This is a genomic window from Clostridium sp. Marseille-Q2269 (assembly GCF_943736985.1).
GTDB lineage: Bacteria > Bacillota > Clostridia > Clostridiales > Clostridiaceae > Clostridium_F.
In genome coordinates this window covers 1-12382 of sequence record NZ_CALSFS010000016.1, presented here as the reverse complement: position 1 = coordinate 12382, position 12382 = coordinate 1, and the positions used below count along the sequence as shown (strand labels likewise).

11 protein-coding genes, 1 pseudogene and 1 CRISPR repeat array are annotated in these 12382 nt (G+C 27.2%); all 12 genes and pseudogenes read right to left on the bottom strand.

The window, feature by feature from the left end; translation table 11 throughout:
* Nucleotides 1-49 precede the first annotated feature (49 nt).
* The gene (locus NGI68_RS14790; RefSeq protein WP_251862214.1) at nt 50-331 is read right to left on the bottom strand and encodes a toxin-antitoxin system YwqK family antitoxin; all 282 of its coding nucleotides are present in this window, start codon (nt 329-331) and stop codon (nt 50-52) included.
* A gap of 399 nt (nt 332-730) precedes the next feature.
* Nucleotides 731-1027, bottom strand: a complete 297-nt coding sequence (locus NGI68_RS14785; RefSeq protein WP_251862213.1) for a hypothetical protein — start codon at nt 1025-1027, stop codon at nt 731-733.
* A gap of 66 nt (nt 1028-1093) precedes the next feature.
* Complete coding sequence (locus NGI68_RS14780; RefSeq protein WP_251862212.1) at nt 1094-1474, bottom strand: SdpI family protein; 381 nt, start codon at nt 1472-1474, stop codon at nt 1094-1096.
* A 317-nt stretch (nt 1475-1791) separates the two neighbouring features.
* The gene (locus NGI68_RS14775) at nt 1792-2118 is read right to left on the bottom strand and encodes a hypothetical protein (protein ID WP_251862211.1); all 327 of its coding nucleotides are present in this window, start codon (nt 2116-2118) and stop codon (nt 1792-1794) included.
* Nucleotides 2119-3006: 888 nt separating this feature from the next.
* Nucleotides 3007-4200 carry an NRAMP family divalent metal transporter gene (locus tag NGI68_RS14770; protein WP_251862210.1) on the bottom strand — a complete coding sequence of 398 codons (1194 nt, stop codon included), beginning with the start codon at nt 4198-4200 and terminating at the stop codon, nt 3007-3009.
* Nucleotides 4201-4214: 14 nt separating this feature from the next.
* Nucleotides 4215-4964 carry a 5-oxoprolinase subunit PxpA gene (locus NGI68_RS14765; RefSeq protein ID WP_251862209.1) on the bottom strand — a complete coding sequence of 250 codons (750 nt, stop codon included), beginning with the start codon at nt 4962-4964 and terminating at the stop codon, nt 4215-4217.
* Between the two features lie 11 nt (nt 4965-4975).
* Entirely contained in the window at nt 4976-5980 is a 1005-nt protein-coding gene (locus NGI68_RS14760; protein ID WP_251862208.1) for a 5-oxoprolinase subunit C family protein, read from the bottom strand.
* Nucleotides 5981-5982: 2 nt separating this feature from the next.
* Complete coding sequence (gene pxpB / locus NGI68_RS14755; protein WP_251862207.1) at nt 5983-6708, bottom strand: 5-oxoprolinase subunit PxpB; 726 nt, start codon at nt 6706-6708, stop codon at nt 5983-5985.
* A 741-nt stretch (nt 6709-7449) separates the two neighbouring features.
* On the bottom strand, nt 7450-7812 hold the full coding sequence (locus NGI68_RS14750; protein WP_251862275.1) for a TSUP family transporter: 363 nt from the start codon (nt 7810-7812) through the stop codon (nt 7450-7452).
* Between the two features lie 377 nt (nt 7813-8189).
* Nucleotides 8190-8519, bottom strand: a pseudogene (locus NGI68_RS14745) (radical SAM protein); the annotation flags it as partial.
* A gap of 488 nt (nt 8520-9007) precedes the next feature.
* Nucleotides 9008-10423 carry an MFS transporter gene (locus NGI68_RS14740; protein WP_251862206.1) on the bottom strand — a complete coding sequence of 472 codons (1416 nt, stop codon included), beginning with the start codon at nt 10421-10423 and terminating at the stop codon, nt 9008-9010.
* Nucleotides 10424-10870: a MarR family winged helix-turn-helix transcriptional regulator gene (locus NGI68_RS14735; protein ID WP_251862205.1), complete on the bottom strand. Its 447-nt coding sequence runs from the start codon at nt 10868-10870 to the stop codon at nt 10424-10426.
* A 174-nt stretch (nt 10871-11044) separates the two neighbouring features.
* Nucleotides 11045-12059: a CRISPR direct-repeat array (repeat unit 30 nt; unit sequence ATTTAAATACATCTTATGTTAATGTTCAAC).
* Between the last annotated feature and the right edge of the window lie 323 nt (nt 12060-12382).

Below are 12382 nucleotides of genomic sequence, written 5' to 3'. Positions count from 1 at the left end.
TATAAACACTGGTTTAAAACAGAACGATTTTTTAAATTAATAAATTTTACTATTTTGATTTAACTAATTTTCCATCATTAAATTCCTCATTGTATTCCTCTTTATGATTTTTATCAAATCTTATCCACTTGCCATGCTTCTCATTATTCTTAAAATTACCTATTTGAGATAACTGTCCAGATTCTCTGTAGAACTTCCATTCACCTTGCATTTCATCATTTTGAAAAATACCTTCTGCTTTTATTTTCCCACTTTTATAATAATAGGTAAGTTTATTTTTATCATATGTATAAACCTTTTGGCCATTTGCGTAATTCTTTTTTTCTAACATATTCTCCTCCTTATATACCTTTTAAATATTTAAAATTATTTTATAGTTATATTATTTTTAATTTTATAATATTTTGATACATAATAAAATACATTCTCAGCATTAGCTACAAATTTACATTAGGATTTAAATATTGTTCTCTTTTTTCTGTATTTCTCACTACAGTGTAATTATATCCCATAATGGTCACCAACTTAAAACCACCCTGATTATTTAACTTTTAATAATCAGGGTGATTCAAAGTTTTTATTATTTTCTATAAATACTATGACATAAAATACTATGATTTAGTAACAAATAAGCTTTTTATATAACTAAACATTTGACTTAATGGATTATTGTCAACTGACAGTAATATTAGTTTATTTACCACACTTTTAAATTTATGTTCTTACTATATTAAAATATTGTAGATACAATTGTCAGTAAGCCACATACTATCAATAGACCTATAGCTATTTTTGCTCCAATTTTAGCATAACGATAGCTTTTATGTTTATATCCAATAAATACCGCCAAAATAAATAAAGCTATAGAAATTATCATAAATGGAAACCTTATTCCCAATGCCCCTAAGATATATTGTCCCACACTCTTACTTTTTATAATAGTAAATGAAAATATTATTGCAAATAAAGCAATTGGCAGAGCTAAACTTCCCATTCCTAATTTCTTAATATTAGCATTTTCTATCATAATACACTCTCCCTTTTTCATTATATATAATGAATACTATATTAATATTTCCGTCCTAGAATAATACTATTTTTTTCTATTACCATGTATATCAAAAGTCCTCTTTAATGCTTTCTCTGTAGGAATAATAGAACCAATTAACACAATGGTTTGTATTGCAGAAACTATTCCACCAAAAACTAATATAAAATTTTTGTCTTTTCTAATTACAGATAACATAGCTAATATAGAAACACCAAGCATAACCTTTCCTATGATCACCCACAACTTTCCACAATACTTATGTGCAAACTCCCAAGTGTCTTTGTTTCTCATAGACATATAAGTTCGATATCCAAATAGATCATTAATTTTTCCTGGTGGATTTTTAACAAAGTATTTACCAAATCCAAGCATTATAACTGGAATTAACAAACACATAATTATCATAGCAATCCAAATTTCCACTTCTGTATCACCTCTGTAAGCATAAATGTATTAATATAACTTTTTATCAATTATATAATATATTTCAAATATATTCCTGAAACTATTTGAAATATATTATTCCCTTGAAGAGATTTATATACTACCATAAAAAATACCGCAAAATTCAATTAGAATAATGCGGCATAAAATTAACTTGCGCTTTTTTAATTTTAATGTTATTTTAAATTGTATTTTTCTCTAATAACATTTTCTATCTTAAAAGCTAAATCATAATTATCTTTTAAGAATATTTTGCCATACTTTAATTACTAAATAAAAAATAACTATAGTTAATTTTAAGATTTCTTTTTCTTTGATCCTGTTTCTGATTTCTTTTTGCCAACTGATATTTTTTCTATTTTCTCTTCTAATTCAGCAGCTTCACGTTCTTTTTCTTCACGTTCTAATCGTATCTTTTCTTGTTTTATACTTAATTCCTCCTGCAAATAATTTTCTACTGTTTCATTTACGGCCATTAAATATTTTGGAAATGCTTCAGGATATAAGAAAATTTTTGTTCCTATGTTCTCTTTAAACTTCACACTTATTCTATGGTCTTTTACTCCTGTAATAACTCCTACCCCAAAAATACTATGTTTAACATTCTGATTTAATATAACCATTTTATATGCCTCCTAAATTAATTTAGATTTTATGAAAATGTTCATGGTTCTAACTATGTGGACTTTATCTTCAGAAAATAGCCTTTTAAAATAACGTTTACATGCCATTATTCATATAATTCACATAGAACATTTCATAAATAATTTTAGTTCTATATTTTATTTTTTCATTTCTAAAGTGTCTGTATCCTATAATAGTTAAACGAAACATTTGTCATTTCAAGGCATACAACCATAATAATACTTTTTAGCAATATGACTTTGTATTGATTGATTAAGACTGACTAAACGCTGATATGCACACTGAATTGAGTTAAATTCTTCTTTCTGTGTTTGTTTAAAGGTGCACTTTTCTCCATGCCAATTATGAACAGTTAGCCTATTGCGCTTTCCACTTTCAGATAGTGCAATATAATCAGGAAGTTTACTAAAATCCAGTAATTTATATATGGACATAATTCCCTCCCCCCTTTCTAGTACGCCTAAAGTAAGGGTACATCTATTATTTTATCACATAAAAACAAATGAATGTAAGTAAAACCTTTATTAAATAGAATAATTTTCTTTATATAGCAGTGCTATAACCATGATTCATTGAGTAAATATATACTATATTTTTATAATACAAGTGTAGTTAAGGTTAATAGTAGTAAAATAAAAATAGTCAGCCTCCTTATAATTATATCTCCCTTTACTAACAAATTTTTATTTCTTAATCTGTTTACAGTTAGGATAATATATTATAGAAGTTACTGACTATTTAAATCTTTATATTATTATTTATATCTTCTTATAAACTAAATTTTACATTATTATCTATATCTTCTTATAAACTAAATTTTACATTATTATCTATATCTTCTTATGAACTAAACTTTATTTTAAAATTTAAAAGAGTTTTGGTATTTCAGTAAATAATGTATTTATTCCTAAGTATGACATTATTACTACTACAATGACTCCAAACACTGTAAGCCACATAGGATGTTTGTAGTCTCCTGCTATACCTTTTTTATTAACTGCTATTAACATTGTTCCAAGTGTAATTGGAAGAATTAGTCCATTTAAAGCTCCTACTAATATTAGTACTTTAACAGGCTTACCTAAAAATAACAATACTATTGTTGATAATACTATGAAAAGTATTATAATATGTTTTTCATTTTTATTTATAGACTTACTAAAAGTTTTTATAAATGATACAGAAGTATATGCAGCACCTATAACTGATGTTACAGAAGCAGACCACATAACTATTCCAAATATTTTATATCCTAAAGTTCCTGCTGCTAATTTAAATACAGATGCTGGTGGATTTGCAGGATCTAGTTTTAGCCCTTGGTAAACTATGCCAAGCGTTGCCAAAAATAAGAAAATTCTCATAATGGAGGCAATACCTATTCCATAAAAACAGCTTGTATTTACTTTATGTAAATCTTTTTTACCACCTAAACCTGAATCTAAAAGTCTATGCCCTCCAGCAAAAGTTATATATCCTCCTACACTTCCACCTACCAAAGTTACTAACGCCATAATATCTACATGTTCGGGCATAAATGTTTTTGCAGTAGCCTGTGCTATTGGTGGATGAGCTGTAAAAACTATATATACTGTAACAATTATCATTATAAATCCCATAGTTTGTGCAAAACGATCCATAGCTTTTCCTGCTTCTTTTATCAAAAATATACCTATAGCTATAACTGCACTTATCAAAGCTCCTATTTTAGGATCTATATTAAGCATAACATTTAGTCCAAGGCCAGCACCAGCAACGTTACCTATATTAAAAGCCAGTCCCCCTAAAACAACCAATGCTGCTATAAAATATCCTAGGCCAGGAAGTAGTTCATTAGCTATATCTTGTCCTCTTTTTTTAGTAGCTACTATTATTTTCCATATATTTAATTGTGCCCCTATATCAAATATTATAGAAACTAAAATTATAAATCCAAAACTAGGACCTAATTTTTCAGTAAAAACTGTACTTTGAGTTAAAAATCCTGGTCCTATGGCAGAAGTGGCCATTAAAAAAGCCGCGCCTAAAATTGTACTCCAGGTTTTTCTATCTATCTTTCCCATTTGCTTCAACCTCTCTATTTTAAAATTATTCCTTCTTTTTCTAAAGCATTTTTTATTTTTTTAGCAAAATTTAATGATTTTTCTCCATCCCCATGAATACATACGGTATCTGCTCTAATAGCCACATCTTTTCCTATAGTAGAAGTAACTTTGCCCTCTTTTATCATTCTGATTACTCTTTTTATAGCTTCAGATTCATTTGTTATGAGAGCATTTTCTTCTTTTCTAGGTGTTAAAGTACCTTCTTTGGTATAAGTTCTATCTAAAAAAACTTCGTTTGCTGTTTTTAATCCTATTTTTTCTCCTGCGGTTATTAGTTCACTTCCGCTTAATCCAAAAATAGTCAAATTTTCGTCTGTTTTATATATAGCTTTTGCAATAGCTTCAGCTAATTTTTTATCTTTAGCAGCCATATTATATAAAGCTCCATGAGGTTTTACATGATTTATAGTTCCACCTTCAGCTTTTACAAATCCATATAAAGCACCTATTTGATAAAGAACTATTTCATACACCTCCCTAGGAGACATGTCCATGTTTCTTCTACCAAATCCTATTAAATCCATAAATCCAACATGTGCCCCTATAGAAACATTCTTTTCTAATGCCATCTTTACCGTTTTATTCATTACAGAAGGATCTCCTGCGTGAAATCCACAAGCTATATTAGCAGAAGTTATATAATCTAATATTTCTTCATCATATCCTAACTTATAGATTCCAAAACTTTCTCCCATATCGCAATTTAAATCTACCTTATACACAAAAGTTCCTCCTAATCAAATTTGAAGTTTATTAAATTTTTTAGATATTTTAATTTCTTTTCTCTTAATATATAGAGTCTTTGTGCTTCTTCCAAAGAAATTTCTCTAAAGGTAATTTTATCTCCTGGTTTTAATTGAGCTGCAATAGGTATGTCTATAGAAGCTATATCTGCTATTTTAGGATACCCGCCAGTTGTCTGACCGTCTGCTAAAAGAATAATAGGATTCCCATCTTTAGGCACTTGCACTGTTCCTAAAGTTACAGCTTCAGATATTAATTCTAAAGGTTCTTTTAAATATAATTGAGGGCCATTTAATCTATAGCCCATTCTATCTGACTGAAGAGTTATTTTAAATTTATTATTACAAAAGTCTTTTATACTCTTATCTGTAAAACAATGAAATTGAACTCCTTTTGTGAATCTTAATATAGGAGCACTACTATAGTTACATATAAAGTTTTTACCAATAAACCATGATGTAGAAGAAAACCCTTTCTCATCAATATTTTTTTTAAGCTTATTTATAATTTTCACACCTATAGTGGTAGGTGTATTTAAATTTATTACATCTCCATTTTTTAGAGCTCTTCCTTCAATTCCACCTATTGATGCTCGAATATAGGTACTGTTGCTTCCTAAAGTTTTATCTAAATTGAAAGATCCAGAAAAAGATATATAAGCTCTAGCTCCTAATTTACATCCTGTAAAACTTAAAACACTTCCACTTTTAATATATATAGGTCTCCACATTGGAGCATTAATACCATTTATTTTAGGGCTTAAATCTCCACCACAAATTGATATTAAACAATCTTCATTTATTTTAATATTAGGGCCTATAAGTGTGGATTCTAATACTGATGAATCTTCTTCATTTCCAACTAAAATATTGGATATTCTCATAGCTATAGGATCCATTGCTCCACTTACTATTACTCCGTATTTTCTAAATCCATATCTTCCATTATCTTGAATTGTAGTAAGAAGCCCACTCTTTTCAATTTCTATAGTCATAATTACATTGATTCCTCCAAAGCTTCTATCTCATAATATTCTTTTTTAGATATGGATTTAAATCTTATTATATCTCCTGAGGAAAGAAGACTTGGATTTTCATTTTTAGTATTAAAAAGTTTTAAAGGAGTTTTCCCTATAAGCTGCCATCCACCAGGAGTAGATATAGAATATACCCCTGTTTGATTTCCCGCAATTCCAACAGAACCCTCTGGAATTGATAATCTTGGAGTTTTTCTTCTTGGTGTAGCTATTTTTTCTGACATACCAGCAAGATATGGGAATCCCGGTGCAAAACCTATCATATACACTCTATTTTCAAATTTACAATGTATATCTATAACTTTCTCTGGTGATAAATTGTTGTGCTTTGCTACAAAATCCAAATCTGGTCCAAATTCTTTATCATAGCAAACAGGAATTTCTACAGTACGAGGTCTGTCCTCTATTTGTAAGTCTATTTTATTTAATATGTTTTGTAGTTTTTCCTTTAATAAAGTAAAGGGTGATTTTAAGGCTTTCTCCGAGGATGCTTCAATTACTCTAAAGGGATCGTAGAATATAGTTAATGTTGTAAAAGCCGGCACATATTCTATCATTCCCTCAAAAGGATGCTGATCTAAATATCTGCATAGTCCTTTTATTTTTAAATGTATATCTAAATTTATTTTGCTACTTAGATTTATTATTATGGATGAATCCCCCATAGCATTTATTTTAAAATTCATAATTAACGCATCCCCCTAAAATTTTGCAAGTATAAAATTCTCTTTTGCATTTTTAACAGTCAAATCAAAAAAAATATATATATTATATATATATATTAAACAGAATATAGGATAAATTGCAAGTATTTTTTTTAAAAATTCATTTTTATTTTTTAATCCACAAAAAAATTAAGCAAAAAATAAGAAAAACAAGCATGGGTAAATGGTTTCATTCAAGATTAAAACTATACTGGTAACTATTGAATAAAATAATCAAATTTACTATTTATTCTTATGAAATATTTTTAAAATTGAATTTAAAATTTCACAAATTTCATAGGCCTTTTTAAAGGAAAATATATTTATTTTATAAATGCAGTATTCCATGGGCATTCTTGCTTTTTTACATAAAATAAATTTGACACATTTGTTTCATAAAAATGTGATCTTAAATGAATAGTAAAATGCACCCTATAGTTAAACTTTTTTGTTGTTTATTCTATGGGGTGCATTTTATATTTGACTAATTGCATATATAGATCTTTATTTATAATAACATCTTACTATCTTCATTTTGTAATATATTTATTCTCTTGTATACAAATTTCATATTTTAAATTTTACAGTATTATCCTTTTACATAATAAATTGATATTATAAATTAAAGATATATGAGTATTAAATTTTAACTGATAAATAGAAGTAATAAGTCTATGTAAAAACACCTCACAATTCCTACTTGAATAATAAGGTGCCCAAGAATCATTTTCCTATGAAAATTTTTATACCAATTAAAATAACAAATATTCCAAAAGCTTTTTTCATCACACTTACTGGAAGTACATTAGCTAACTGCCCTCCAAATTTTGCACTAATAAGCATAGCTATACATATAATTACCCCAGCAAGTATATTAGTATTTCCTTTTTTGTAATATTGCATAAATGCAAGTATACCAACGGGTGGAAGCATTGCAATAAGAGAAGTCCCTTGAGCTTTTAGTTGAGAAAATCCTTTTAAAAACATTAAACCAGGAATTATAATTATTCCTCCACCAATACCAAATAATCCGCTTAAAAGCCCTGCTGCAGTACCAATTATTACATAAATTATTATATCCATTATAAATCTCCTCCTTAGATTATTATTTCAAATAAAGCATGAAGTAATTCTTTAATTTTTATTGTAATTATAGCATATTTGTCTGTGTTCATATATTTATATTTTTCAATAAATATCCCATTATAAATTAAAGCATTATAAAGGGACTATCCATTAAAGAATTTAAGCACAATATATTGTTTTACAAATTTAAAGTTAACACAATATATTGTAGAATTTGCTCTTAGTGGGACAGCCCATTTATAAACAATCATCTGAAGCATGGCTAATTAAGCTATGCTTTATTTAACTTAATTTCATATTGGATTACATATGTGGTCTCTATGTTTTACTAAACATAACTTTTCAGTGTTCAACTTAGCTTTTGAATAACATATTATCTAAACAAGTTTTTCTGAAATTTCCTTTAACTTTTCATCTGTAACAGCAAGTTTTTTCTTAAATCTTTCATCACTTATTGTTTGAACAGTTACTTTATCTGGAGATATTTTGTCAATGGCATTTTTTATTTTATTAATAGATTCATCATCGTCATTACATCCCTTTATAATTGTTACACTTAAAATAAATTTTCCTTTATATTGCTTATTAAAAAGAATCATATTTGAAATATATTCTTGTAGTGTGTACCCATGAATTGGTCTTCGATTTTTTTGAAACTCTTCTTCTGATATTGATTTTATTTCCCCAATTACTTCATCAAACATATTAACTTTAAATTATTTTTAAACTATATGCTCCTCCCTTTCTTCATTAAAACAATTCCTAAAATTTACATTAGCTCAAAATAAAAGAGCCCTTAGAAACACCTTTGCAATATTTCCCAAGCTTTTATTTTTTTTCAGTATGCAACTGGAACTGTGGGCTTTCTCTCTAACCTTATAATTATAAATTGGGAAACAGTAGAAAATTAAATTATAAAATTCTTTTAATTTATTAAAGGATTATATCATGATAAAATATTTAAATCAATTTAATATCTTCTTAATAATAAAAATTTAAGAAGATTATATAATCGTTGATTTCACATGAATCTTACCAAATATTTATGCATTTTAAGCTAAGTTAAAAATACCTATATAAGGCATTGTACTCTAATGCTTTATATAGGCTATTAATCTTAAATACACTGAAAAAAATATTAATCTTTATTGGTATTTAATGATTCTATTTCAGATATATTTTACTTATACTAAGCTTAATTCTTCTTATTTTTTGTTATTAATCTTAAGAATGTTAATATAGCCCCCACAAGACAGATTATTGCTGAAGTTATATATACAGTTTTCATTCCATATATAAAAACATCAGGTCTTCCTGCCACATAATCTGTAACTTTATGTCCTATTTTAGAACTCATTTTAGTATACAAAAGTGTTGTGGCTAACGCTATTCCACATACCATACCTAAGTTTCTTATAAGTGCATTTATACTTCCTGCAATGCCAAGTTTATCTCTAGATACTGTGGACATTATTAAAGAGTTATTTGGAGATTGAAATAATCCCATACCAATAGACATAGCAGAAATGAACATAACCATGCTTATCACATTTGAATTTTCATTTAAAGTACCCATTAATAATAATCCTACTGTTATGAGAATTAATCCTATAAAAGTTAATATCTCTGAACCAATTTTATCTGATAAATGTCCACTAACAGGAGCTACTACAGTTAATATCAAAGGGTAAATCATGAGTATTAAACCAGTATACTGTGGTGTATATTTCATTACATCTTGAAGATAAAAAGGTTGAATAATATTATTGCAAAATATTACCACAAAAGATATGAATCCACAAAAAATACTTAATGAAAATAATTTATTTTCAAATATTTGTAGCTGCATTAAAGGATTTTCTCGTTTCTTTTCCACAAAAATAAATGCTATAAAAGAAATAATCGCTATTATAAACCCTAATAAAATTATAGGATTAGTAAACCCAAGATTTTGTCCTTGAATCAAAGCAACAAACAACGGAACTATACTAAACATAAATAGTATAGAACCTACCCCATCTATTTTTTCCTTTGATTTTTTATTGCTCTTAGGTAATAGTTTAAAGGCACAAAGCAGAGCTATTAATCCAATAGGAATATTTATTAAAAATATAAATTCCCATTTATATGCACCGACTATAAACCCTCCTAGTCCAGGTCCTACTAAAGATCCTAATGCTACAGCAGTTCCTGAAAGTCCAAGGGCCTTACCTCTTTCATTTGAAGGAAACACTTCTGTAATAATTCCTTGGCTATTAGCCATAGTTCCAGCTGCACCAGTGGCTTGTATTAATCTTGCTATAATTAACATTGGAAAAGAACTTGTTATTCCACATAGTAAAGATCCAAATGTAAATAAACCCACTCCAAACTTAAATATTTTAGTTTTTCCAAGCATATCTCCTAATCTACCGAAGATTAATATTGTTGCAGATATAGCTATTAAATAACTTGTTGCTACCAATTGAATGCTAGATGATGGTACATTTAATTCTTTAGCCATGTTAGGTAGTGCTACATTTACAATACTGCTATCTAAAGTAGCCATAAATATTGCCATTACAACTATAATTAATATGGACCATCTACTTTTATCCTTTGTTTCTATCATTTATATTCCTCCTCGTCCTGTTAATTTTTCAGCATTGCTAAGGATCTTTCCTAAAGACTCCATAGTAACTCTTTTCTCTTCTTTAGATAAATTTTCTGTTATTAGGTTAGCCATAATTTGAGTTTCTTCTCTAATTTTAGGTATAATATTCCTAGCTTTTTCTGTTAAATATAACTTATAAGCTCTAGAATCTTTTTCATTTTCTTTCTTATGTACATATCCTAGTTTTACAAGTTTTGTAATAGTTCTTGCTGACATGGCCTTATCATTACCTATTTCTTTGCTTATTTTATTTTGACTAATACCTTCATTTCGCTCTAAGATAAATAGATATGGGCAAGAGCCACTAGTCAATTCATATTTTTTTAAAACCTTATCCAAATATATCTGTGTGTTTCTAAAAATCTTACTATTCAGCTTTAAAAAATGCATGATATCTTTTTCCATAATTATTACCACCTACTATATTTATTAACCAATAAATATTATTTTACTTATTTAAGGTTGATTAGTCAACTTTTTATTTAGAAAAATAAAAGATGAATTTCATCAACTCATCTTTTATTGGTTTTTATCCTTTATGATTAAACAAAAATTAAAAGTGTACATAAACCCCAATGACTTTATTTTGGTCTTATGTTAATGTTCAACGGGATTATATACATTAATTCAATCTTACATAACCATATTTAAATACATCTTATGTTAATGTTCAACCTGCACCTGATTTTCTATACTTTCACCTTTACCAGATTTAAATACATCTTATGTTAATGTTCAACAATTAGTTACATAGCTTTTATAAGAGGGAAATAAAATTTAAATACATCTTATGTTAATGTTCAACTAAAATTTATTGAATTATTTATAATTAAATCCTAAGATTTAAATACATCTTATGTTAATGTTGAACTCCTAAAGTACCATCCATTTGTCCAGCTTTAGCAGCATTTAAATACATCTTATGTTAATGTTCAACAAGACCATTCTATTACTAAAGACCAAGCTAATAAAAATTTAAATACATCTTATGTTAATGTTCAACGGCAAAAGAAAATATTTAAATATATAGTACAAGAATATTTAAATACATCTTATGTTAATGTTCAACCAACAACTCCTTTTTAAATATTTATGGAATACTGCTATTTAAATACATCTTATGTTAATGTTCAACGTGGATATAAAGATTGGAAGGTCGAAAATGGTTTATATTTAAATACATCTTATGTTAATGTTCAACTTCAGGATTAGATTTAAAATGTAATGCCCTTGAATCATTTAAATACATCTTATGTTAATGTTCAACTCATACTCAAAATAATAAGTATAATGAATTAGTAATATTTAAATACATCTTATGTTAATGTTCAACATGTTAGATAATCTGATATACAACTTGTTAAATCTATTTAAATACATCTTATGTTAATGTTCAACAGGGATATTGAAGGTTGGAAAATCAATGGATAAATATTTAAATACATCTTATGTTAATGTTCAACCTTTGAGGGGTGAAGTGGAACCGAGAACCGAGGAAATTTAAATACATCTTATGTTAATGTTCAACTTTTGGTTTTGCTAGTAAATATGCTAGCAAAACTTCATTTAAATACATCTTATGTTAATGTTCAACCATAGTGAAATAGCCATTCCTTAAAATCAATAATACCATACAAGCATTGATTTTACAAGGTTTGGTAGAAATTTTACCAACCGATTATGAAATTTTAGAAATGCAGTGTAAAAACCTAGCTTAACCTTTATATTTCAATGGCTAAGCTAGGCTTCAAAATTAAAAACGGTTGGGAAAATATCTTGTTAATTATTTGTTTTAACAATAAACTTCTATTATTTTTTTATTGGTCTTTTCTATATTAATTTTCTTTTCTTCTGTCTTACCTACTAGGTTTTTAGCTTTTCTCAAGTCAAATATTAAAAGGTAACCTTCATCTAATG